Source organism: Halomonas sp. YLB-10 (assembly GCF_003856855.1).
In the GTDB taxonomy this organism is placed as follows: Bacteria; Pseudomonadota; Gammaproteobacteria; order Pseudomonadales; family Halomonadaceae; genus Halomonas; species Halomonas litopenaei.
The window spans coordinates 145,212-167,570 of record NZ_RRCU01000002.1 but is presented as its reverse complement, the minus strand read 5'-3'; the positions used below and the strand labels follow the sequence as shown (position 1 = coordinate 167,570).

Here is a 22,359-nt window from a genome sequence, read left to right as displayed (position 1 = left end):
CTACAATTTCTTTCCCAGTAACCACTGGGCAAAAACCTTGGTGTTCTGGTGGTTGACCCTGTGGCGACGGATCGCTACGTAGTAGGCGCCGCAGATCATCGACGAGCGTGATGCCTGGACCAGCTGCCCAGTCGCCAGTTCGCCTTCCACAAAGTAGGCAGGTAGCACCGTGGCGCCGAGTCCGTGTTGAGCGGCATCGAGCAGGAAGCGAAAGTGCTCGAAATGCTGGCCCGGTGTAGCCTTGATGGCATCGTCATCCAGCCCTGCGCCCTGGAGCCAGAGGTAGGTAGAGGAGAGGTGAGGCGCCGGGGTGTAGGTGCCGTGATGCAGGAGTGGATAGCGCAGCAGCTCTTCGGGTTCGCAGATGGGGCCATATCGCTCTAGTAGTTCAGAAGTGCAGACCACCACCAGTTCGCCCTGGATGAGAAAGTGGGTCTCGAAATCGGGCCAGCTGCCGTCGCCGTAGAGAATCCCTACGTCAAAGTCTTCGTTACCATCGTAGAGTTGACGGAGGTCGTTCATGATTTCGATGTTGATTTCGGGATGTCTGAGCGTGAAATCGCTGAGTCGGGGTAGTAGCCAGCGAGAGGTGAAGGAAGGTTCAGCGCCTACGATCACCTGTTCGGCGACGCCACTGCGCAGCTCTCGCGTCGCACTGTCGAGCTGGTCAAGGGTCTGGGTGACCACCTGGACATAGCTTCGACCGCTGTCTGTCAGGTTCAGCCGCTGTTTGACGCGACGGAACAAGGCGCAGCCCAACATGTCCTCTAACTTCTTGATTTGCTTGCTGACAGCGCTTTGAGTCAGGTTGAGCTCTTCAGCTGCCTTGGTGACGCTGAGATGCCGAGCCGTTGCCTCGAAGCAGCTGAGCGAGATCATGGTGGGAAGCTGACGGCTCATCGCGGTTGTCCTGAAAGTTTATTCCGTATTGGAATGACTCGTGGAGAATAGATCGTTATCGCGTATCCGACAAGTTCCTTACTCTGAACGAGAACGCCCGCTTCAGGGCCACGTCGATCGTCGGAATGGGAACTCGGCATGGAATATCAGGACATACGACAAACGCTGCGTACAGACCTGGCGGCGGCCTACCGGCTACTGGATCACTATGGCTGGAGCGACCAGGTATTCACCCACTTGTCGGTCAGAATCCCTAGTGAGACCCCCGCTTTTCTGATCAACGCCTATGGCTTGCTTCCAGAGGAGGTGACGGCTTCCAACTTGGTCGAGATCGATGTAGACGGCAACAAGCTCGACAACAGCGATCCTGAGGTGAATCCGGCCGGGTTCACCATTCATAGCGCTATCCATACGCATCGCCACGACGCTGTCTGTGTCATGCATACCCATACCATGGCAGGTATGGCTATCTCTGCACTTGAAGAGGGGCTTTTGCCCCTGAACCAGACCAACATGGCCTTCTACAATCGTTTGGCTTACTACGATTATGAAGGTATCCCGCTGGATCTTTCGGTGCGGCAACGCATCGTCGAGGCCCTGGGTGATCACAAGGGCATGATACTGCGCAACCACGGCCTGCTGACCGTCGGGCGCAGCATTCCCGAAGCGTTCTTCTATATGTACTACCTGAACCAGGCTTGCGAGATACAGCTTGAAGCGATGAAGTCTGGTCGGAAGCTGGTGATGCCGTCGCATGAAGACTGCGAGTTTACCGCCCAGCAATTCGAAAATCCCGCTTATCACGCTGAAAGCGTCGATCTGGTCTGGCGGGCGTTGAGGCGCAAACTGGATCGAATCGCCCCTGGGTACCGTGAGTAGCTGTTCATGGGCTGGATAGGTCGGCTATTGCTCCAGCAAGAAAAAGGCAGGGCAGGAGACCCAGCCTGAATAAATGATGGAATCCTGAATCGGGACAACTATAACAAGGTGGCGCCCATGCAACACAAACCTGACTCGCATGTTACCGCAAGCGATACCTCCGGCGCGCCGAGTCGCTACAGCACGGCTCAGCTCGCAAAGTTCATTCTTCCTACGCTGCTGGGGGTTCTGCTTTTTCTGACACCCATCAGTATCGACGGTCGCCTGACCGTGTTGATTGCATTTGTCATCGACTTTGTCAACGACGTGATAAAACCGCTGATGGTGCCAGTCACGGTTGCAGTCGCCGTCGTTCCAAGTGTATTGACAGTGTTGGTGACCTTTACCTCTCTCAAGCATCACTCGAACCGTTTCGTACAACTGCTCAATCCGGGGGTAGGCTGGACCATCGTGAGGATGGTCGGCGCTACGCTGATGTTGATGACCTATTTCCAGTGGGGTCCGGAATGGATCTGGCATCGGAATACGGGCGGCGTGCTTCTTTACGATGTAGGTCCTGTCGTGTTGGCGATCTACTCTCTGTCGGCATTGCTGTTACCTCTGCTTACCGATTATGGACTGATGGAGTTTATTGGTAGCCTGTTGTCCCGAGTATTCGTCAAGCTCTTCGGTCTCCCAGGGCGCGCGGCAATTGACAGCCTTGCTTCTTGGCTTTCCGCCTCAGCCGTGGGCATTATCCTGACAACGCAGCAGTATCGGCAGGGTTTCTATACCAGCCGAGAGGCATGCGTTATTTCCACAAACTTTTCCATTGTATCGATTGCCTATTTGTACCTGTTACTCAGCTTGATCGGGATGGAACACGTCTTTCTTCCCTGGTATGCGGCGGTCGCCTTTACCGGAGTTGTGTGCGCAATCATCGTTCCAAAGCTGCCTCCGTTGAGAGGGAAATCCGATACCTATAACCCCGTTGTTGGTCAGCAATTGGTAGTGGATCAGCACGCAGGGGAAGGGTTGTTCGCCATGGGGCTGCGTCGCGCCGTGGATCGCGCCGCCGCGGCCGCACCGCCGCTAGAGCTGCTCAAGAGAAGCGTTCACGTTAGCCTCGATGTCGCCATTTCCGTTTACCCGACGATGATGATCATCGGCTGTGTCGGGCTTGCGCTGATCGAGTTCACCGAGTTCTTCCATGTGTTGTCGCTGCCGCTGGTACCCCTGCTTGAATTACTACAGTTGCCGGAAGCCGACAAGGCCGCCCCGGCGCTGTTGGCTGGGATCGTGGACAGCATCATGCCGCCATTGCTGGGTGCTGGCATCGAAAGCGAGGTGACCCGCTTTGTGCTCGCAGGGGTCGCAGTCAACCAGATCATCTTCTTCACCGAGGCCGCCATCGTCCTGATTCGAGCGGGGATTGGCCTGAAGTTGCGAGACCTTGTGGTGATCTATGCACTTCGGGTGCTGATTTCGCTGCCGATCCTGTCGCTCTTGGGTCACCTGATCCTCCAGTGATCCGGCGCACCTCGGGCGGCTGGCTGCGGCTACGGCACCAAGCCAGCCGGCCGAGGGAATAACACCGGTTTGAAAAGGCTACATCATGGAACCTTCACGACATCATCTTTCCTCCAATACTCGTCCGCCCGTCGCCAGCGCCGAATTGGTATTGACCAACGGTCGGATCTACACCGTCGACGAAGCAACCCCCTGGGCCGAGGCAGTGGCGATTTCGCAGGGACGCTTCCTTGAGGTCGGCAGCGCCGATGAGGTGGCCGCTCATATCGGCGTGCATACCAGGGTTGTAGACCTGAAAGGGCGATTCGTCATGCCAGGCCTGTATGACATGCATACACACCCGGATCTGGCGTTGGCCCCGAGTTACGCCGGGTATCTGGACGTCGGGCTCGAAGACCCGACGCCGGAACAGGTCAAACAGGCGATATTGTCCTATGCCGATGAACATCCGGGAGATGGCTGGATCTATGGCGCCTACTTCGTTCGCTACACCTTCAAGCAGGCGGGGATCGTGCCGGACCGAGCCTGGCTCGACAGCATCGTGGCGGATAGGCCGGTGGCTATTCTGGATCGCTCCTGGGGGTGCATGTTGGTCAATACCATGGCGCTTGAGCTGGCCGGTATCGATGCCGATACTCAGGACCCTCGCCATGGGTATATCGAGCGTGACGGCATCACCGGGAAGCCGACAGGCGTTCTTGTCGATGGCGCCTACGCGCTGATTCATGCAGCGATGCCTCCGACGCCCGCACATGCACTGCAACGTGCCTATCGTGAGGGGGTGCAGTTTCAAAGTGGTCGGGGGGTTGTCGGCACAAAGTTTGTACACGTTTGCGAACACCGTCTGGATGCCCTGCGAACCATCGATCAGGCCGGCCAGCTCACCGTGCGCGTCGAGGCGGCCATCAGTTGGCAGGACGATATCTTTCCAGTGAAGCGACGCTGGGAACTGATTGCGGGCGAAAGGCACTTCTATCGTAGCGCTCGTCTTAATGCCAACGCCGTAAAGTTCCACTTCGATGGCACCCATGAGTCCAGATCGTCATATCTGTCCACGCCGTGGTCCGAGGGCAGTGCCTGGCGGGGTCATTTGAACCTGACACCCGAACATATCAAGGACATGGTCGCAGACATGGATCGCAAGGGCATTCGTGTCATTGCCCATTGTACGGGGGATGGGGCCTCCGACCTGTTTCTTGATGCGGTGGCAGAGGCTCGCCGACGCAACGGTGGGCAGGGTATGCGCCACCAGTGTGCACACAGCACGACACTGCTTGACGCCAATCTGCAGCGTTTTAATGAACTGGATGTGGTGGCTGAATTTTCTCCGGTGGGTTGGTTTCCGTCGTCCTTTGCCTACGCGAGGGCGGTATTCGGTGAGGAACGCATGCAGCGTGCCTATAATTTCAAGGGTGTGCTGGACGCTGATGGCATCGCTGTCATGGGAACCGACTGGCCAGTATCGAGCCTCGACCCGTGGATCGGCTTCGAGGCGATGGTCACCCGTGAAAACCCGTGGGAGGAAACCGACGCTAGCTTCTACGGCGAACCTATCAGCCTCGAGCAGGCCATACGCGTGATGACAATCAATGGCGCCTGGGCGATGGGCATCGAGGATCAAGCCGGCTCAATATCGGTCGGCAAGTCGGCCGATCTGATTGTCCTTGACCGTAATCTCTTTGAAGTAGCACCGCGGGGAAATATCCACGACACACAGGTGGAGTTGACGATGCTTGAAGGTGAGCTCGTCTGGGATGCCGCGGGAGAGTTCTCGGGTACTGCTCGAGAAGCGGTGTGGCAACGAGAGCTTCCATCGTTTTGAGCCTCCAGACCTTGAAGGGGTGAACACGTATGATGAGCCGTAGGTTTCCTCCCGTCCCAGTCACTATCGTTTCGGGCTTTCTGGGCGCTGGAAAGACCACCTTGCTCAACCAGATCCTGAACAGTGAGGTTGGGTTGAGGGTGGCGGTGATGGTCAATGATTTTGGCGCGATCAATATTGATCAGGAGCTGATCGTCAGTGAAACGCAGACCATGGTGAGCCTTGCCAATGGATGCATCTGCTGCACTGTGGAGAGTGATCTGATCGAGCAGATCTCGCGACTGTTGGCGCTAAGGGAAAATCGTCCGGAGTATATTCTGATCGAGGCAAGCGGGGTCTCGAACCCGAGCAAGATTGCCGGGACCCTGCGCTACCCCCAGTTCCAGGATCAGCTGGTCATCGACAGTGTGCTGACGGTGGTGGATGCAGAGCAATTCGAACATCTGGACGGTGAGTTGGCCGCCCTTGCGATGGAGCAGCTCGATATTGCCGATATCGTGATACTTAACAAGTGCGATCTGGCGAGCCCTGATCAGCTGGATGCCTTGAAGCGCCGCTGGCTGTATCCGGGAGTTCGGTTGTTGGAAGCTAGCTTTGGTCAGGTCCCCCTGGAGTTGGTGCTGGGGGTAGGGGACTTTGATCCCGATCGTCCCAAACCCGAGCACTACTGCGACTCGCACTGCACCCATGAGCACCATGGACACCAGTTTCAAAGTTGGAGCTGGACCAGTGAGAGGCCTCTTTCATTGCAGGCGCTGCGCCAGGTGCTCGAGTCGTTGCCCGCGAGTGTCTATCGAGCCAAGGGCATTTGTCAGCTGGCTGAGCTCCCGGACCGACGTGCTGTACTGCACCTTGTGGGTAGTCGTAGCGATTTGGCTCCCGGCGCACCCTGGGGTGAGAAGAAGCCGATGACCCGCCTTGTGGTCATCGGCGAGCAGGGCAGCTTCAGCCCTGATCAGCTACAAGCCGCATTTGAGGTGTGTATCGCATGACCTGGCATCTTGGCCTTCGGGGCATTGAGCTCGAAGGAATGCGCAAAAAGGTACACGCATTTTCAGAGGTGACGTGACGGTTGGTGGCCAGAGAATAGTGTCTGGCTGGTGAGCACGACGTTTAGCTGAAAGCCCCAGCTCCTGACGTCAGGAGGTGGGGCTTTATCGTCGTGCCTTTCTCTAAGAGCAGGCTGACGTTGCCTTTGATGTCTCAGGCGCCTCGACTGTCGCGCTTGAGGAGATAGGCGCCGAGGTAGAGTACCGCGAAGATCAGCCCCAGCACGGCGGCAGCTGCGAAGACATTGCTGCCATCTCCGGGCAGGAATTCCAGGAAGGAGGTCAGGAACTGGCCCAGGAAGATCGCCATCGTCAGGTAGGAGAGGTTGCGACCGCGCACTGAGGAATGGCTGCGCTCCACCGTCATGTGGTTGAGCAGCGGGATGGAAAAGCCGAAGCCCATGCCGGACAGTACAGCCCCGACACTCATCAGGGGCATGCTCCCGGCCTGCTGGAAGATGAACAGGCTGGCGGCATAGAGCAGGAAGGCCAGTACCAGGGTCGGCATCTCGCCCAGCGCACGTGAGACCTTCGGCATCAGCATCGCCGCCACCACCGCGACCAGCGAGATGGCTGCCAGGAAGATGCCGGTCGCCGCCTCATTCAGCCCGAGCAGATTCAAGCGCATCGGCAGCATGACGATGGCAGTAAAGAACAGCGTCAGCGAGATGGCCGCCGCCAGATAGATACTGTTGAGTGAGGATGCCAGCGCAGCGCCCTTGCTCTGCCCTGGCTCGCCGTCAGGCGCGGGCGGGGACTGTCTCGGCACCATCAACCAGAGCATGGCCAGCAGCCCCCAGGATAGCAGGTAGAGCAGGAAAGGCAGCTGCCAGGCGATTCCCGCCAATACGCCACTGACGAACAGGAAGATCACCCCGCCTAGCTCGATGGACATGCCCTGCTGGGCGATCATCGCCAGACGCGCATGACCGTGATACCACTCGGAAATCAGCGTGGTGCCGCCCGCCATCACTACCGCGGTCACGCCCCCCAGCAGGATGCGATCGGCGAACACGACGACGGCACCCTCCAGCAACGCTCCGCCCGCGCCCAGCAGGCCATACAGCAGCAGACCACCGACCAGCGAGGGATAGGCCCCGATGCGATCGATCATACGCCCGGCGATCGGTGCGAACAGTACGGCACCCAGGGACGGCAAGGTGATCAGCCAGCTGGCATGGCTCTCCACCTGCTGGGCCGAGGCGATGCTCAGAAGCCCTGGCGCCACCACGGTTCCCACCATGATGGTCAGGCAGGCGATGGCCAGCAGCGTAAAACGGCCCCCGGCACTGAGCGAGTGCGAGGGCTCGCGCGTATCCTGCGCGGCCACTTCAGTCGTTGATGTCGTCATATAGTCTCCACTCGAGATCAGGGCCCTCGTATCAGCCGATGTGCGTTGCCGCCCTCCTCCTTGGCGAGGCAAGGAGGAGGCGGTACGCAACAGGCGGAAGGAGGGAAGCTTGGAAGGAGCTCAGGCTAGCGAGTGCAGACTCATAATAGAAATGACAATATTTGATATGACTTATACTCAGCTAGTATTAATCACTCACGAGAGCTGCCATGGAACTGCGCACTTTGAAAACCTTCGTCTCGGTGGCGACGCACAGAAATTTCTCGGCGGCCGCGCGTGAGCTGCATACCGTGCAGCCTTCCATCAGCCGCCAGATTGCCGACCTCGAGGACGAGCTGGGCGTGCGTCTGCTGTGGCGTAGTACGCGGGAAGTGCGTGTCACGGCGCCAGGAGAGGCATTGCTTGAGGAAGCCCAGCGCATGCTGGCGCTGGAGGCGCATGCACGCAAGCGCGTGGCAATGGCTGCCAGCGGCCAGACCGGCACGTTGCGCATCGGCTACATGAGCTCGGCCTGCGCAAGTTTCGTGCCTGGATTGATGCGCGACTTCGCCGCCAGCCATCCCGAGGTGAGCCTGTCATTGCATGAGATGACCGCCCAGCAGCAGTTGGATGCCTTCGAGCGTGACGAGATCGATATCGGGCTGTCGCGCCCGCTCCCCATAGAGCAGCGCGACACTCTGACCGCCCTGTCGGTTTACAAGGATGTATTGATGGCGGTCGTGCCGGAAGGGCATCGCCTGGCGCATCGCAAGCGGCTCGCCCTCAGCGAGCTGGAGCAGGAAGACTTCGTGCTGTTTCAGCGTGGGCAGGCCACGGGGCTGTTCGATCAGATCATCAGCGCCTGCGGCGATGCCGGTTTCTCGCCGCGCATTCAGCGCCAACCGGCATTGATGCAGACCCTGCTCAGCGAGGTTGCAGCTGGGCTCGGGGTCGCTATTGCGCCCGGCTGTATTCGCCGGCTGCAATGTGATGGCTGCCGGTTTATCCCATTGCGCCCGGCACTCGGGGCGGTGCCGCTGGAGTTGCACTATCCGACGACGCCGGGCCGGCCGGTGATCGAGGCCTTCGTCGCGCTTATCGAGGAGCGCCTCCCCGCCATCCGCCAGCAGATGGCGTGATGCTCAGGTGGAGGCAAGGAGGGGCGATTGGCTGTTCTCAGCGAAAGCCCCTGGGGCGGACCATGTACGCTTGACGTGGAAAGCCCAGCGAAGCTGCGCGCCCTAAAGGGTCTGCCATCGGTTGGCTGTCACTGTTGGTTTGAATTCTGCTCCAAAAGCGGCCTTGAATGGCGTTTTCAGAGTGATAAATAAACCAGCTACCGCACAATATCCCGTGTGACGCCGTTGTGACGCCGTTGTGACGCCGGCCGGATGGCCGGCGTTTGCTGGGCGAAGCGTGGCACTCGGATCAGTGACCGCGCGTCAGGCGTGTGGCCAGCCACCAGCCCAGTAGCATCGTCAGCAGAAAACCCGCCAATGGCAGACTCATGGCGCTGCTGGAGACGATGGCAGGCCCGGGGCAGTAACCGCTCAGGCCCCAGCCAACACCGAACAGGGCCGCGCCGAGCAGCAGGCGGCCATCGATATCGCGACGCGTGGGCAGTTGGAAGCGCTCGCCCAGCAGGGGAGTGCCACGCCGCCAGACGAGGCGATAACCGATGAAGGTGGTGATGACGGCACCGCCAAGTACAAAGATCAGTGTGGGGTCCCAGTCACCGGCCACGTCGAGAAAGCCGACGACACGCGCGGGATCGGTCATGCCGCTGAGTGTCAGCCCGAGGCTGAAGACCAGGCCGGTGATGAAGCCGATGATCGCTTTCATGGTGACGCTCCCAGCAGGTGTTGGCTCACGAAGACCGTCAGCATGGCGACGGCCACGAACACCACAGTGGCCACCAGCGAGCGGGGTGAAAGACGAGCGATACCGCAGACGCCGTGGCCACTGGTACAGCCGCCCCCGATGCCGGTTCCCACGCCTACCAGCAGGCCTGCGAACATCATGCTCACACCCCCGCTGGTGGGATCGCCGATCAGCGCATCTGAGCGCTCGGCCACATTGCCCCAGTCAAGATTGAACAGCACAAGGAGCAGCGGGCCGCTGATCAACCCGAGCACGAAGGCAATGCGCCAGCGGTGGTCCGGGCCTGATTCCAGAAGCGCTCCCCGCGTGATGCCACTGATACCCGCGATACGTCCCAGAAAGGCCATCAGCATCACTGCCGAGAGGCCGATCAGGACGCCGCCGGCGAGTCCTTTCATGCTGCTCATGATGTCCATGTCATTCGTCCTCCCTTTCGGCCATCCAGCGTTGCGACGATGATATGCTCGTGCCCGACCATCGCCAACCGTCATCGCCAGGCGACTTCGCCCACCGATTGCCGAGTCTACTGGTCAGGTGATTGGCCGGCCGGCTGACCTGTGGGGCATGCGACAAGGACGCCGAGGATTCGCAGGAGCACCATGAACGAACTGACTCAACGCCTGCGCACCTTTCTCAAGGTGGCGGAGCATCAGAGCTTCAATGTGGCGGCGCGGGAGCTGGATATCGCCAGTTCCACGGCGACGCGTCACGTCAATCATCTGGAGCGCCAGCTGGGCGAGCCGCTGCTGGTGCGCACCACTCGCCATGTGCGGCTGTCGCCCGCCGGAGAGCGTGCCCTGATCCGCTTTCGCGCCATTCTGACCGAGGTGGAACAACTGGAGGGTGAGCTCGAGACGCTGAGTGAGCGCGTCGCGGGGCCGCTGCGTATCTCGGTGCCGTGGCGCTATTCGCGCCTCTATCTGGCGCCGCTGGTGAGCGAGTTCATGCAGCGCTATCCCGAGGTGGCGCTGGATATCGTCAGCAGCGACCAGCGTGTGGATCTGATCGAGGACCACTTCGACGTGGCCCTGCGCATCGGTCACCTGGAAGATTCGAGCCTGATCGCGCGGCACATCAGTGATCAGCGCTTCGTGCTGGCCGCCGCGCCGTCTTACCTCGCGGCCCGGCCCCCGATCCATCGGCCGGAAGACCTGGAGCAGCACCGTCTGCTGACCTTCAGCTATACCACCGCCAATCATCACTGGCGGCTGGTGCAAGGGGATCGGGAGCATCGTATCTCGGTGCGGGCCCGCGCGTTGCGCACCAACAATGCCGACATTCTCCCCCAGGCGGCGCTGGGCGCCGCCGGCGTCGTGGTACAACCGCTCTGGGCCATACGGGAAGAGCTGGCAAGCGGCCGCTTGATGCCGGTGCTGGAGGACTATCAGGTCACCTCATCGGATTTCGATACCGGTATCCATGTCGTCTACGCGCGCGAGAATCAGCATAACCCGCGCGTGCGCGCCTGGATCGACTTCTTGCTGGCCCGCCGCGAGCGGCTGTCCTGTCACTAGCCAGGCGTGAGCGCTGTTCGCCGTCCACATACACGAAGGGACCGATCTAAAGGGAGATCGAGCCCTGTGCGCACGTCGCGACTGCTTGGACGATACTCATCAGGCGGTGTTTATCAGATGGTGCTCATCTGAGAGTCCTCAGTAGAGGATATCGCTGCGGATGATGTACTTGGCTCCGTCGCGGATCGGCTCGCTGGCGTGCACGCAGTGCTGCGGGTGCGAGCCGTGCGGGAAGCACAGTACGCCACCCTTGGGCGTGGAGACCGAGACCGTCTGGATATCGTCCCGCGACTGAGCCGGCTTGTCGGGATCACGGCGGCTGACCAGAAACTCGGTGCGTCCGCCAGTGTAGCCATCGCTTAAGAAGATAAGAAAGGTGTACTGGCTCATCAGGCCCGGATAGGCGTCCTGGACGACCTCGCCATTGATGACGCGACTGCCCGGCCAGGCGCCATCGGTGTGCGGTTTGAAGAAGTCGCCGGCCTCGTAGCGATAGACACGAAAGCGCGCATTGATGCCTTTGGCTCCCTCGCCCTGGATCTGCTCGGTGACCCGCGGCGCCGAGCGCTGCCAGATGACCTGATCGACCGCTTCACTGACGATCCAGTTGACGTTGTGATTGTGGCGTACCGAGCGCGGCAGGGAGACGGGCGCATCTTCCTCGAAGCCCATGTCCTCCAGAACGGCAACGAAGTTGTCGGCCTCGGCAGGTGTCAGCACATTGAGCAGCTGGAAGGCGCCGGGGACACCCTCGACCTCCTGACGGACAACCTCAGGCGTCGCGTCGGTTTCGAAGAGGTCAGACACGTCGCCGTTGTCCGTCCAGATGGGCAGGGGCGTGGGGGAGAAGCCGCGTTCGTGGCTGACGACATGGAATGACGGGTATACGGATTTAATGGTTGATGGGGCACCTTCACCCCATCAATCTGATACCACCCTCAGATGGTTGATAGATCGACTCCGTAGTTGAGTTCCTCTGCGAAGTCCGGCAGTCCGTAACCGATGGTTTTCTTGTAGAAAGGAGAGACCTTCGCAGTCGGTGCCTTCTTCTTGTGCTTCGTGGTGTAGAGCATTCGTGCCCGCATCACCTCGAAGGAGTAACCGCGCCCTTCACGGTTCTTGTCCTTGGCCAGTCGGTTGATGGACTCCGTGTAAGCGTTGGTGACGGGCATGTCCGTCTCGAAGTAGGTCATGGTCTCTTCGCGCCAGTTTCCCACTGCCCTGACCAGATCGCTCCAGACTTCCTTTTGGCCCTTCGGGATGGTGGCTATCCACTCGTCCAGGGCGGCTTCTGCCTGGAGCCGTGTGGTGGCGTCCCAGATGCCGTAGAAGCGCTCCTTGTGCTCGTAGGCGGCCAGCAGTTGCGGGAACGCGCCTGTCCAGGTCTCCATGATGAGGCGCTCCCGGTCTGAGACTTCGTGAGCGCGTTTCAGCAGGATTTTCCGGTCTCCCTTGAGAGTCCGGCTCTGGGACGGTTTCAGCTCCTTTCTGAGGCCCTTGCGCACTCTCTCTAGGGCATCGTTGGCCATGCGCACCACATGGAACTTATCGACCACGATACGGGCCTGGGGCAGCACAGCCTTGACCGCTGCCCGGTAGGGGTTCCACATGTCCATGCTGACGATCTCGACCTTCTGCCGGTCTTTCAGCTTCATCAGGTAGTTGGTCACCACGTCCTGGCGGCGGGTGGCCAGCAGGTCGAGCAGGGTTCGCTCCTCAATGTTGGTCAGAATGCAGCGGTAGCGCTTGTTCAGGTATAGCTCGTCAATGCCCAGGATGCGGGGCGTCTCGAAGCGGTGCCAGCGCCCCAGGAACTCGGCGCGGGCGTTGAAGATGTCGCGCACCGTCTTCTCGTCCAGGCCGGTCTGTGCCGCCACAAAGGTGTAGGGGTGGTTGAAGGATTCCTTCTCCACGTACTCATGCAGCCGCAGTGTCATACGGAATCCGTCCACCATCTCCGGTAGCTGGGGCCTGAATGTTGTCTTGCAGGCCCGGCAGGTGTATCGGCGGCGGACCACCCAGAGAGTGACCCGCTTGCCGTGGATGGGCAGATCACGATAGGGAACGTCACGCTTGCCGAACCGCACGAACTCACCCTGCACGCCGCACCCCTCGCAGGCTACTGGTGTAGGTGCTTCAAGCCGAAAATGTATGTCTTCATTCTGCTCATCAGAATCCACCAACTGGTACCCAGGAAGGCTTAACGAATTAATCATCTCCCGCCTTGATCAGAAAAACAGGTAGGTGGCGTAACCGGCAATCATCGCCATAGCAAAAATGACTGCTAAAAACGCCGCTAAAAGCTTCAGCGTGAACAAAGAGCGCAACAGAATGAGCTCAGTCAGGCTGGCTCCGGCACTGCCGATGATCAACGCTAGCACCGTCCCGGCACCCACGCCTTTGGCCATCAGAGCCGCTGCCAGAGGTATGACGGCTTCAGCGCGAATATACAACGGCACGCCGATGACAGCGGCAACTGGAATGGCAAAGGGATTATCTGGGCCTGCATACTGCTCCAATAAGTCAGTGGGCATGAAACCATAGATCACGCTGCCAATCGCAATACCGATGAGCAGGTAAGGCAACACATCGATAAAGTCCGACCAAGCTTCCCGCCACACACCACTGTACTTCCCTTCTTTCTTAACCGTGACAGTGGGTTGACTGTCACAGCATTCGCTAGACGTAGAGACTGTTGTCTTCCTATCAGCCCCGCAAGAAGCCGTCTTCGGAGTGGTGTCGCAGCTGTTGGTGCCGCAACTCGATGCGGTCGATGTAGCACTGCACGGGCTTGCTGATGAACTACATCCACTGCTCTCTTGTGTCGCCGTCCGGCGCACATAACGCTCGAAGCCAAGCGTGTGAAGCAGCCATCCGGCACCTACCGCGACCACCAAAGCGGCGAGCACATAGATAGCAGTAAGTGTCCATCCAAACGTGGCAACCAGCAGGCCGACGACGATAGGATTCAGCAACGGAGATGAGAAAAGAAACACCATCATCGGCCCAAAACCGGCCCGTGCCCGAATCAACCCTTTCAACATGGGGATAGTCGAGCAACTACAGAAGGGCGTTATAGCTCCTAAACCAGCAGCAAGAAAATAGCCTCGCTTCCCACTGGAAGTCAGTAACGCTTCCACCTTGGATGGTGGGATGTGACGTTGAAGAACTCCGACCAGCAAGCTAATGCCAATGAATAAAACCGATAGCTCGATAGCGAGAAAGGCGAACATGCCTAGAGCGTCTTGGAGTTGAGATGACATTCAATATTACTCCTATATTTCTAGTATTGTCGAAATGATGTACGCAGCCTACTTGCGTTTATCCGACCTGTCAACTATAATTCTAGAAACATCGAATTATTGGGGCGTGCTATGGATCACGAAAAGGTTGCAGCCAGCTTAGCTGAGCTAGGGAATAGTCACCGACTGTCCGTGTTCCGCTTTCTGGTCAAAGCTGGCCATGATGGGGCTTCGGTCGGAGATATCCAGAAGGGGCTGGGTATTCCTGCTTCGACGCTATCACATCACCTTGCGCGCATGGCCAAGGTAGGGCTGATCCGGCAGGAGAAACATAGCCGCACGATTGTCTGTATATCCGAGTATGGGCACCTAGAGAATTTGATCGGTTTCTTACAAGAGGAATGTTGTGCAGGTGTCCGGATTGCGCATGAACCAGAACCGCTTTGACGCTTGCCCAGCTCTCGCTGTCCTCCCTAGTCAGCATCGCTATGAAGACTCAGGCGAAGGTGGAAACAGAAAATTGGCAGTAGAGTAGGCTGAAGAGGATCAATCAGATAATCCGCTGAGAAAGATTTTCTTCTTTACATCTTTGGCATTTTATCAACCAGAAATTCCGGATACCCGGAATGACAAGCTCATGGCAAAGCTCCTGAATGACAAAGAATGTGAGACGAAAACGTGGGGACAGCGATGCCTGCTGGGAGGAAGGCCTGGATGACCGTCAACTGGCGGTGAGTGCCGGTACCGAGGAGAAATAGTCAGCTACCTGGATGGGCCCGGTATCCGCCATGTTGCCCTTGGCGCTCAGCCGCTACCAACGGCCGCTGCACCTCAGTCGGGATAGCGGACCAATACCCGCGTCTCCAGGCTGGTGCGTGTGGGCGCATCTTCGGGCGTGTCGAGCAGCTCGGCCGCGGTATGCGCGACCGGTGGCTTGCCGGCGCTGTCGAAGGCATTGAAGACGATGGCTTCGTCGGGGCGCATATGTGAGACGAAGTACCAGCGGTGATCCGGATTATGGACGAGGCCCTGGATCTGGCCGCAGCGATCTGGATAGAGGATGTCGATGTTGACCCAGTCCTCGTGGTGCACGCTTTGGGTATCGGCGAATGCCAGCGGGTCACGCGCGACGGCCTGCTCGACGGGCTGCCAGACATTGACGATGCCGTAGTGGCCGCTCAGCCAATGCTCCGCCTGCTCGGGCGGCAGCAGATCGCGCACGCGCTGCGGGCCAGAGCGTGGCGAGTAGTCGACATGCACATGCTGCGCCGGCACGCGTTCACCTTCGAAGCCGCGCAGGGTGTGGTCGAACACATGCACTTCACTGACACCGAGCTGCTGCTTGAGCAACACCTCGATGGCTGGCGTGTGCAGGCGGTCGCGCGCCTTGGCGTCGCGTACATCCACGGCAAGCTCGGGCGTATCGAGAAACAGCAGGCCCTGGGACGCGAAGCTTGGCTGAGTAGCGCGCAGATCCTGCAAGCTGACGCTTTGGCGATCATGCTTCGGCTCAATGCGCCGACCGGTCTCGCCGTCCGGGTCCACCTTGATCTGCAGACCTTCCGGGCGATCGAGCTGATAATTGACGAACGCCAAGCGGGTAAGGATGGGCGCTGACATGATCGAGACCTCCTTCACGATGAGTCGTCAGAGGATGAGCACTGACATGCACTTGGGCCGACCGCCTGTGCTGTGGCGAGTCCAAGAGGCTGGTTGGCGAGCTTAGTGCATTGGTGCAGACACAAAAAAGGCGCCTGTCTGCAATTTGTTATTGCACGAATGGCAATAATCAACGGCTGACAAGCGTCCGTGGCTTCCGCATGTTGTCTCCATCTCCGTCCTCATCCCTATGCCCAGAAGCCGCTAAATAACTGATAAACAACGGCTGGGAGAGCCGCCAAGGACAAGGCTGACGCCATATAAAGCTGGCATTCGGCGTGTTGATGTGGATAAGGGCCGGCTTGTATAGTCGTGATGCTATTGCAACGACGTCTCCCAGGCGCATCTGTCAGTTTATGCGATGGGTGAGCGTGATATTCATCGTGCCAAGGGAATGGTCATGAAAGATAAGCGTGTGTCTGTAACTCCAGTGTTTTATCGCGGTGCGTCAGCGGCTCTGTGTGTCGTCGTTCTAAACGGCTGTACAGGGATGGCCGAGACGGGCCCTGCAGCCGACGTGCCCGGACAGCCAGAAAGCACCAAGACCAATGTGCTGGAAGCAGGAGCCAGTGCATTGCAGACCGACGCACCGACGGATCAGCTCAATATCTATCTTGTCGGTTTCCATCCCATGAAGGATGAGCCAAGCCATCAATTCGAAGCGCATCATTTCTGCCAGCAGATCAATGAAGACTTCATGCAGTGTGCGCTTTACGATGGAAATACTGCGGATGCCCACCTCACCGGGGTGGAATACATCATATCCGAAAGCGTTTTTGAGACCCTGCCTGAAGAAGAGAAGCAATATTGGCATCCCCATAACGGGGAGATTCTGTCTGGCCAATTGGTCGCGCCCAACCTGCCTGAAACCGCTGATCATGAGCTGATGCAATCCAAGATGAACAGCTATGGCAAGACGTGGCACACATGGAGCAGTTCACACAGCGATGAACAAGACCAGGCGTTGCCGCTGGGTAAGCCCGAGCTGGCTTGGTCCTTTAATCGTACCGGAGAGCCGCAGCCGGGCCTGGTCGAAGATCGAGACCAACGTATGGGGATCGACACAGAGGAGCGGCGTCAGGCCAGGCAAGATCTGGTGCCGCTGGCCAATCCCCAGTCGGGTGTTGATGTGTTGAAAGGAGAGTTTCCCAGGTCAACCCAGCCCATCCCTGGTGTGGAAGCCAAGACCAGCGAGTGATGTTGACGTTCACAGCTTTACCGGTCGGCTGCGCTGATGTTTCGCGTGGCGCTGACCATCCCCTTGATGTCGGTTTAACTACCGGGTTGACGCATGCCGCGCTACAAACGCTACAGGCGGCCCACAGGAGGGTGTCGCGTCGTGTTGTTGCCTTGGCGGGGCTCGGAGGAGGGGGCGTCGCGTGGCAGAGGTTTAGTGCTGGCTCAGTTCAAGACGATAACCTTGTTGATAGACGCTCTTGAGTCGGTGGTTCTGTTGCCCATCCAGCTTCAGCTTGCGCCGAAGGCCGCTGATGTGGGTGTCGACGGTACGGGTATTGAGGTCACCACTGACGCTCCAGATTCGCTCAAGCAGATAGGCGCGCGTGAAGAGCTGACCGGGATTCTGGAGAAACAGGGCAGCCAGCCGATATTCCCGATCGGTGAGCTCGACGATATCGCCATGCAGGCGGATGATCCCTGCCGTCAGGTCGAGCTGGAGGGGGCCGCATTCGAACAGCGTCGTTCCAACGCTGTCTACGTGACCTAGCCGGCGACCCAGGGCTTCGATCCGAGCCCTGAGCTCGGGGACCCGCAGCGGCTTGTGCAGAAAGTCATCGGCCCCTGCCCCGAGGGCTCGGACGACGTTGTCTTCGGCGTCGTCGGCAGTAATGAACAGCACCGCGCCTGGCCACTGATACGCATTGCGCAAGGTCTCAAGCACTTCGAACCCATCGACCTCCGGTAAACGCCAGTCGAGCACCAGTAGCTCGAAACTTGTGTTCTGCATTGCCCGAAACAGGTCGTGGGCCGTGGTGAAGGGGGTCAGCGTGGCTGTGCCGTCGCCTAGCGCCGCGGCGATCAAAGCCTGCTGGTCGGGGTCGTCTTCGAGGATAGCGATGCGCATACCGAAGTTTCCTGTCTTGGTGCCTCGCAGGAGCAGGTTTGACAAAGTTTCACAAACCTACATCCAAAATTAGCATATACCGAATAGGTAAGTGCTCAAACGTTTGGAGATGCGTCGATGAAGACCTTGTGGAGCAAGACTCCTGTCCTGCTGGTCCTGGCGGTTGGGCTTGTTGCGAATCAGGCAATGGCGCTGGAGTCGCCTGCCGGCAAGACGGTACTGGTGGTGAGCGGTGACATCACCCAGACCAATGTCGGTGACGAGGCACATTTCGACATGGCCATGTTGGCGAGCCTCGAGCAGGGCGAGATCGTGACACAGACTCCCTGGCATGAGGGGAAGGTGTCCTTCAGTGGACCGCTGGGCGTCGCCTTGCTGGCGGAGGTGGGAGCACAAGGGAGTGATCTGCGCGTCACCGCGCTGAACGATTACGCCGCCGATGTGCCGGCCTCTGACTTTGCTGAACATGGGGTCGTGCTGGCGACCCACAAGGATGGTGAGCCGATGAGCATTCGCGAACAAGGGCCTCTCTTTATCGTCTACCCGTTCGATGACAATCCCGATCTACTTACCGAGACCTATCTCACCCGCTCCGTCTGGCAGGTAGCCGCCATTGATGTATACGACAACTAGTCGATGAAGGAGGCGCGCGGTCTCAAGTTATCCGCGGCAGCGGCACTTTTGCTGTTCGCGGCCTGTCTTGTCATCGGTGTGACCGCTTTCCAGCGTCACGATCGACTGCGACATGAAGGGCTGGAGAACGTCACCTGGGCGATCTATCAACTGGATCGTCAATCACGTGAAGTCGAAGTGGCGCTGGAGCAGGTGGACAGCCAGTTGACGCACGGCGTATCAGGTACTCGTGGCGAGCTTTCTTCCTGGACCCGGCTGATGGAGCGTTTCGACATTCTCTACGGCCGGATAAAGCTGCTGCAGCAAGGACAATATCGAGAATATCTGGCTTCACAACCTGAGCTCCTCGAAGCATTGTGGCACCTCGATGCCCGCCTTGAAGATATTGATGTACTGCTGCAGCCACTCTATCAGGAAGCGCTGGCACCGCTGCCTGCTCAGCGCCGGCAATTGTCACAGCTGATCAGCGCCATGCGTGACGATGCGGAACGGTTGCTGCTCGACCATAACAAGGCGCTCGCGAGCGTTCGTGAACAGACCCGGCAGGGCATGCTGCGGGTGTACGTCCTGCTGTTCGTGCTGATGATATTGATCATGCTGGCAGGAACTTATCTTGTCATGGCGCTGTGGCGCGAGGCGCGCTCTCGTGCTCGCCACGGTGAGCGTCTGCAGCAGCAGTCTCAGGAACTTCAGCGTGCTGTGCAGCAGGCAGAAGCGGCGAGTCAGGCCAAGTCGGAATTCATGGCGATCATGAGTCACGAGGTCCGCACCCCGCTCAATGGTGTGGTGGGCATGCTCGATGTGCTCGAGGATGAGCCCTGCCAGGAAAAGCGTGAGCAGCACTTTGCGACCCTGAGGGAAAGCACCGCCTCGCTGCGCGCGGTCATCAATGACGTACTGGACTACTCGAAGATCGAGGCCGGACGTCTTGATCTTGACCATTCTCCATTTCCCTTGACGCGGATGGTCGCGAGGCTTGCCGAAGGATATCGATCACGTCAGACCAGAGACGTGTCGTTTATCGTGCAGTTAGGTGATGACTTGCCTGCGGTGGTGATCGGTGATGCGACCCGCCTACGACAAGTGCTGATGAACCTGATGGACAACGCCTTCAAGTTCACCCAGGCGGGCAGCATTACGCTCGCTGTCCAATCGCGAAAGCCTGCGTCGATCATCTTCGAGGTGCGTGATACTGGAGTCGGCATCGACAAACAGGCCCAGGCCGCGCTTTTCGAGCCATTCACGCAAGTGGATACATCTCTGTCGCGCCGTCACGAGGGGACCGGTCTTGGCCTGGCGATTTGCTACCGGCTGATAGAAGCCATGGGGGGAAACCTTGAATTGAACAGCATGCCGGGCCTGGGCAGCGTCTTTCGCTTTTGTCTTCCACTGAGCGCCGCCGAGGGTGTCAGCGAGCGTCTGCTCGACGATCCGTCTGAAGCACTGGCCTCACGACATCTGCTGGTGGTGGAAGACAACCCTGTCAACCGGGATCTGGTGGCCGCTTTGCTCAAGCGCCTCGGTCAGACCTTCGACCTTGTCGAAGACGGAGAGCAGGGGCTGGCTGCGATGAAGTGCAAGGACTATGACCTGGTGCTGATGGATATGCAGATGCCCTGCATGGATGGCGTGGAGACGACTCGGCGCTTTCGTGCCGAAGAGGGCGAGGGCCACCTGCCTATTGTGGCCATGACGGCCAATGTCATGCCGGAGCATCGGCAGGCATGTCGTGATGCGGGAATGGACGACATTCTGAGCAAGCCTTTCACGCGGCTGGAGCTGGCCGATGTCCTTCGCGCTTACCCACCCAGGCGCCGTCAGGCTGCTTTGCATGTCGTGCCTTTTGACTACGCGCCCGAGCAGGTTGCCGATGTTGACGCCGCCAGGCCCGTGCAGGATCACAGCTGCGTCGGGAGGGGCGGCCTGGATGCTGACACCGTGATCGAACTCAAGCAGAGCCTGGAGCATGAGACGTTGAAGTCGCTGCTCGCAGCGTTTTTCTCTCGACTCGATGGTCGGGTCGAAGCGTTGCGCGAGGCTGTCGATGGCAGTGACCGTGAGCGGATCAAACGCGAGGCGCACTCGCTCAAGGGCGCGGCGGCCTCGTTGGGGTGTCGGCAGCTTGCCGCGGAAGCGGCGCGCCTGGAGCAGTTGGCGCCGAAGGCAAAAATGTCGCACTGTCGCGAGCAAATTGCCCGTATCGAGCGCGGGGGTAGTGACGCGGTTTGCCAATGGCGTGGCAGGGGTGTCGATCTGTCCTGAGCGGCCTAGCAGCACCGATGCATAAGGTCTTGTCGCAGTGTCATCGGCGATGGACCTTGGCGTTCGAGTGTCCCATGTCAGGTACCGAGGAGGCGGGGACCGGCGTCCGCCCCAGGTTTGTCTGAGGACAGTGTGTGAGTTTGCTGGTGTCCGGGCCGCTGGTCTCGACATGCCTCAGGCGGCCTGGCGCCTGCGCCGTCGGTGCAAGGTGGACGCCGCCACTCCGAGTTGCCGGGCGGCGCGTTCTATACAGCCGTCGCAGGCTTCCAGAGTCGCTTCGATGGCCGCGTCTTCTATCTGGCGCAAGGTCATGCGACCTGGGCTGAAGTGTATACCGACGCCAGACGGCGCTTGCGAGGGCGGGAGTGCGGACGGAAGGCGCTCGTCATCGTTCAGCATCAGGTTGTTGACCGTTATCGCTTTTCCGTCGCATAGCAGCAAGGCGCGCCTCAGACGATTTTCCAGTTCTCGGACATTGCCGGGCCAGTCGTGCTGCTGGATCCAGTTTCTGGCCTCCTCATCCAGGGGGCAGACTGCGATACGTTCTTCTCTGGCCAGCGACTCCAGCAGGTGATCTGCCAGCATCAAGGCGTCCCCTTGTCGCTCGCGCAGGGGTGGCAAGGCAAGACTCAGAACGTTGAGACGGTAATAGAGATCCTCCCGAAACGCCCCCTCTCGCACGGACTGCGCCAAGTCTCGGTGGCAGGCGGTGATCACCCGGCAATCGACACGAACGTCTCGCGTGCTTCCCACGGGAGTGATGGTGCCGGTCTGAAGTGCGCGCAACAGCTTGGCCTGGAAGGGAAGTGGCATATCGCCGACTTCGTCGAGAAACAGGGTGCCCTGGTCGGCCGCTTCGAAGAAACCCTTGTGATCCCGCGTGGCCCCACTGAAGGCTCCTTTGACGTGACCAAAGAGCATGGATTCGATCAGTGCCTCGGGAAATGCTGCGCAGTTAACGGCCACAAACGGACCGGAGGATCTTGGGCTGCAGTAGTGCACACTGCGCGCTGCGAGTTCCTTTCCGGTCCCGCTTTCTCCGTGTAGCCACAAGGGAGAACGCGACTGCGCCAAGCGTGGGATGAGCGTGCGGAGGTGTTGCATGGCGGCGCTCTGACCGATCAGCAGATTTTCGGGGGCATGGTCGCCGGGGCCTTCGCCGTGAACTGCAGTCTGTACCTTGTGCACGAGCTTTGCGGTCCACTGCAGCAGCGTCTGACAGCCGAGCGGCTTGGTCAGACGTATCGCCTCGCCGCATCCGGCCTCCTGGTCGTTCAGGCGGTCGGCGGACACCATCATGCAGGCGACTGGGTGTTCAAGGTCACGACAGGTGGCCATGACTTCGATACCGGTCATGTCGGGAAGGTGGTAGTCCAGTACCACTACGGCAGGGCCTTGGTGGCTGACCAGCCTGGCGACGGCTTCACTACCGCTGTGGCAGACGGCCACGTGGTGGTAACGCGTGGCCAGGATGGTCTGATAGAGGTGAGCGGTATCGGTGTCATCCTCGACTACGATGATCAGCACTCCAGGCTTGGGGAGACATGTGGTTGAAGTAAGGTGATGCTCCTGCGCATTGTAAGACGTCATGGCAAT

The 22,359-nt window shown here is 59.3% G+C and carries 20 protein-coding genes; 10 read left to right on the top strand and 10 right to left on the bottom strand.

Annotated elements, in window-relative coordinates:
• A complete protein-coding gene (locus EBB56_RS04700; RefSeq protein WP_221621143.1) occupies positions 1-900 on the bottom strand; it encodes a LysR substrate-binding domain-containing protein in 900 nt (299 codons plus the stop codon).
• A 138-nt stretch (positions 901-1,038) separates the two neighbouring features.
• Here EBB56_RS04700 and EBB56_RS04695 point away from each other — a divergent pair, with 138 nt between their 5' ends.
• From EBB56_RS04695 to EBB56_RS04680, 4 genes are all read left to right on the top strand, one after another.
• Positions 1,039-1,779, top strand: coding sequence for a class II aldolase/adducin family protein (locus EBB56_RS04695; protein ID WP_124803132.1), 741 nt, complete (start codon positions 1,039-1,041; stop codon positions 1,777-1,779).
• 117 nt (positions 1,780-1,896) lie between these two features.
• Positions 1,897-3,288, top strand: coding sequence for a YjiH family protein (locus tag EBB56_RS04690; RefSeq protein ID WP_124803130.1), 1,392 nt, complete (start codon positions 1,897-1,899; stop codon positions 3,286-3,288).
• An 85-nt stretch (positions 3,289-3,373) separates the two neighbouring features.
• Positions 3,374-5,110, top strand: a complete 1,737-nt coding sequence (locus EBB56_RS04685) for an amidohydrolase (RefSeq protein WP_124803128.1) — start codon at positions 3,374-3,376, stop codon at positions 5,108-5,110.
• A 29-nt stretch (positions 5,111-5,139) separates the two neighbouring features.
• A complete protein-coding gene (locus tag EBB56_RS04680; protein ID WP_221621142.1) occupies positions 5,140-6,102 on the top strand; it encodes a GTP-binding protein in 963 nt (320 codons plus the stop codon).
• Positions 6,103-6,313: 211 nt separating this feature from the next.
• Here EBB56_RS04680 and EBB56_RS04675 read toward each other — a convergent pair whose 3' ends face one another.
• Entirely contained in the window at positions 6,314-7,510 is a 1,197-nt protein-coding gene (locus tag EBB56_RS04675; RefSeq protein ID WP_124803126.1) for an MFS transporter, read from the bottom strand.
• Positions 7,511-7,719: 209 nt separating this feature from the next.
• Between EBB56_RS04675 and EBB56_RS04670 the strand changes: the two genes are divergently transcribed.
• Positions 7,720-8,628 (top strand): LysR family transcriptional regulator, encoded by a 909-nt coding sequence (locus EBB56_RS04670; protein ID WP_124803124.1) that lies wholly within the window; start codon positions 7,720-7,722, stop codon positions 8,626-8,628.
• Between the two features lie 289 nt (positions 8,629-8,917).
• Here EBB56_RS04670 and EBB56_RS04665 read toward each other — a convergent pair whose 3' ends face one another.
• Together EBB56_RS04665 and EBB56_RS04660 are read right to left on the bottom strand one after the other, a co-directional pair.
• Complete coding sequence (locus tag EBB56_RS04665) at positions 8,918-9,331, bottom strand: DUF6691 family protein (RefSeq protein ID WP_108448334.1); 414 nt, start codon at positions 9,329-9,331, stop codon at positions 8,918-8,920.
• Entirely contained in the window at positions 9,328-9,786 is a 459-nt protein-coding gene (locus EBB56_RS04660) for a YeeE/YedE family protein (protein WP_124803122.1), read from the bottom strand. The genes EBB56_RS04665 and EBB56_RS04660 overlap by 4 nt, the downstream gene beginning before the upstream one ends.
• 183 nt (positions 9,787-9,969) lie before the next feature.
• Here EBB56_RS04660 and EBB56_RS04655 point away from each other — a divergent pair, with 183 nt between their 5' ends.
• Positions 9,970-10,884 carry a LysR family transcriptional regulator gene (locus tag EBB56_RS04655; protein WP_124803120.1) on the top strand — a complete coding sequence of 305 codons (915 nt, stop codon included), beginning with the start codon at positions 9,970-9,972 and terminating at the stop codon, positions 10,882-10,884.
• 138 nt (positions 10,885-11,022) lie between these two features.
• On the opposite strand, the gene EBB56_RS04650 is transcribed toward EBB56_RS04655, so the two are convergent.
• From EBB56_RS04650 to EBB56_RS04635, 3 genes are all read right to left on the bottom strand, one after another.
• The gene (locus tag EBB56_RS04650) at positions 11,023-11,691 is read right to left on the bottom strand and encodes a 2OG-Fe(II) oxygenase (protein WP_260425286.1); all 669 of its coding nucleotides are present in this window, start codon (positions 11,689-11,691) and stop codon (positions 11,023-11,025) included.
• A gap of 131 nt (positions 11,692-11,822) precedes the next feature.
• Positions 11,823-13,100: an ISL3 family transposase gene (locus tag EBB56_RS04640; protein ID WP_000610830.1), complete on the bottom strand. Its 1,278-nt coding sequence runs from the start codon at positions 13,098-13,100 to the stop codon at positions 11,823-11,825.
• A 12-nt stretch (positions 13,101-13,112) separates the two neighbouring features.
• Positions 13,113-14,147 carry a permease gene (locus EBB56_RS04635; protein WP_000098298.1) on the bottom strand — a complete coding sequence of 345 codons (1,035 nt, stop codon included), beginning with the start codon at positions 14,145-14,147 and terminating at the stop codon, positions 13,113-13,115.
• A gap of 111 nt (positions 14,148-14,258) precedes the next feature.
• Between EBB56_RS04635 and EBB56_RS04630 the strand changes: the two genes are divergently transcribed.
• The gene (locus EBB56_RS04630; protein ID WP_008294929.1) at positions 14,259-14,573 is read left to right on the top strand and encodes a helix-turn-helix transcriptional regulator; all 315 of its coding nucleotides are present in this window, start codon (positions 14,259-14,261) and stop codon (positions 14,571-14,573) included.
• 384 nt (positions 14,574-14,957) lie between these two features.
• Here the strand turns inward: EBB56_RS04630 and EBB56_RS04625 are convergent, their stop codons facing one another.
• Positions 14,958-15,746 carry a CmcJ/NvfI family oxidoreductase gene (locus tag EBB56_RS04625; RefSeq protein ID WP_108133668.1) on the bottom strand — a complete coding sequence of 263 codons (789 nt, stop codon included), beginning with the start codon at positions 15,744-15,746 and terminating at the stop codon, positions 14,958-14,960.
• Positions 15,747-16,185: 439 nt separating this feature from the next.
• On the opposite strand from EBB56_RS04625, the gene EBB56_RS04620 reads away from it, so the two are divergent.
• Positions 16,186-16,983 (top strand): OBAP family protein, encoded by a 798-nt coding sequence (locus EBB56_RS04620; RefSeq protein ID WP_260425285.1) that lies wholly within the window; start codon positions 16,186-16,188, stop codon positions 16,981-16,983.
• Between the two features lie 192 nt (positions 16,984-17,175).
• Here EBB56_RS04620 and EBB56_RS04615 read toward each other — a convergent pair whose 3' ends face one another.
• Complete coding sequence (locus EBB56_RS04615; protein ID WP_108133670.1) at positions 17,176-17,868, bottom strand: response regulator transcription factor; 693 nt, start codon at positions 17,866-17,868, stop codon at positions 17,176-17,178.
• A 117-nt stretch (positions 17,869-17,985) separates the two neighbouring features.
• Here EBB56_RS04615 and EBB56_RS04610 point away from each other — a divergent pair, with 117 nt between their 5' ends.
• Positions 17,986-18,501 carry a hypothetical protein gene (locus tag EBB56_RS04610; protein WP_124803116.1) on the top strand — a complete coding sequence of 172 codons (516 nt, stop codon included), beginning with the start codon at positions 17,986-17,988 and terminating at the stop codon, positions 18,499-18,501.
• A 3-nt stretch (positions 18,502-18,504) separates the two neighbouring features.
• Positions 18,505-20,763, top strand: a complete 2,259-nt coding sequence (locus EBB56_RS04605) for an ATP-binding protein (RefSeq protein WP_124803114.1) — start codon at positions 18,505-18,507, stop codon at positions 20,761-20,763.
• A 174-nt stretch (positions 20,764-20,937) separates the two neighbouring features.
• Here EBB56_RS04605 and EBB56_RS04600 read toward each other — a convergent pair whose 3' ends face one another.
• The gene (locus EBB56_RS04600; RefSeq protein ID WP_083970521.1) at positions 20,938-22,353 is read right to left on the bottom strand and encodes a sigma-54 dependent transcriptional regulator; all 1,416 of its coding nucleotides are present in this window, start codon (positions 22,351-22,353) and stop codon (positions 20,938-20,940) included.
• Positions 22,354-22,359: the final 6 nt, after the last annotated feature.

Excerpts from the sequence above, each read along its gene's own strand:
- EBB56_RS04625 (WP_108133668.1), bottom strand. The coding sequence starts at position 15,746 with ATGTCAGCGCCCATCCTTACCCGCTTGGCGTTCGTCAATTATCAGCTC.
- EBB56_RS04665 (WP_108448334.1), bottom strand. The coding sequence starts at position 9,331 with ATGAAAGCGATCATCGGCTTCATCACCGGCCTGGTCTTCAGCCTCGGG.
- EBB56_RS04675 (WP_124803126.1), bottom strand. The coding sequence starts at position 7,510 with ATGACGACATCAACGACTGAAGTGGCCGCGCAGGATACGCGCGAGCCC.
- EBB56_RS04600 (WP_083970521.1), bottom strand. The coding sequence starts at position 22,353 with ATGACGTCTTACAATGCGCAGGAGCATCACCTTACTTCAACCACATGT.
- EBB56_RS04610 (WP_124803116.1), top strand. The coding sequence starts at position 17,986 with ATGAAGACCTTGTGGAGCAAGACTCCTGTCCTGCTGGTCCTGGCGGTT.
- EBB56_RS04660 (WP_124803122.1), bottom strand. The coding sequence starts at position 9,786 with ATGGACATCATGAGCAGCATGAAAGGACTCGCCGGCGGCGTCCTGATC.
- EBB56_RS04670 (WP_124803124.1), top strand. The coding sequence starts at position 7,720 with ATGGAACTGCGCACTTTGAAAACCTTCGTCTCGGTGGCGACGCACAGA.
- EBB56_RS04620 (WP_260425285.1), top strand. The coding sequence starts at position 16,186 with ATGAAAGATAAGCGTGTGTCTGTAACTCCAGTGTTTTATCGCGGTGCG.
- EBB56_RS04630 (WP_008294929.1), top strand. The coding sequence starts at position 14,259 with ATGGATCACGAAAAGGTTGCAGCCAGCTTAGCTGAGCTAGGGAATAGT.
- EBB56_RS04685 (WP_124803128.1), top strand. The coding sequence starts at position 3,374 with ATGGAACCTTCACGACATCATCTTTCCTCCAATACTCGTCCGCCCGTC.
- EBB56_RS04700 (WP_221621143.1), bottom strand. The coding sequence starts at position 900 with ATGAGCCGTCAGCTTCCCACCATGATCTCGCTCAGCTGCTTCGAGGCA.
- EBB56_RS04635 (WP_000098298.1), bottom strand. The coding sequence starts at position 14,147 with ATGTCATCTCAACTCCAAGACGCTCTAGGCATGTTCGCCTTTCTCGCT.
- EBB56_RS04640 (WP_000610830.1), bottom strand. The coding sequence starts at position 13,100 with ATGATTAATTCGTTAAGCCTTCCTGGGTACCAGTTGGTGGATTCTGAT.
- EBB56_RS04695 (WP_124803132.1), top strand. The coding sequence starts at position 1,039 with ATGGAATATCAGGACATACGACAAACGCTGCGTACAGACCTGGCGGCG.
- EBB56_RS04615 (WP_108133670.1), bottom strand. The coding sequence starts at position 17,868 with ATGCGCATCGCTATCCTCGAAGACGACCCCGACCAGCAGGCTTTGATC.
- EBB56_RS04680 (WP_221621142.1), top strand. The coding sequence starts at position 5,140 with ATGATGAGCCGTAGGTTTCCTCCCGTCCCAGTCACTATCGTTTCGGGC.
- EBB56_RS04655 (WP_124803120.1), top strand. The coding sequence starts at position 9,970 with ATGAACGAACTGACTCAACGCCTGCGCACCTTTCTCAAGGTGGCGGAG.
- EBB56_RS04690 (WP_124803130.1), top strand. The coding sequence starts at position 1,897 with ATGCAACACAAACCTGACTCGCATGTTACCGCAAGCGATACCTCCGGC.
- EBB56_RS04605 (WP_124803114.1), top strand. The coding sequence starts at position 18,505 with ATGAAGGAGGCGCGCGGTCTCAAGTTATCCGCGGCAGCGGCACTTTTG.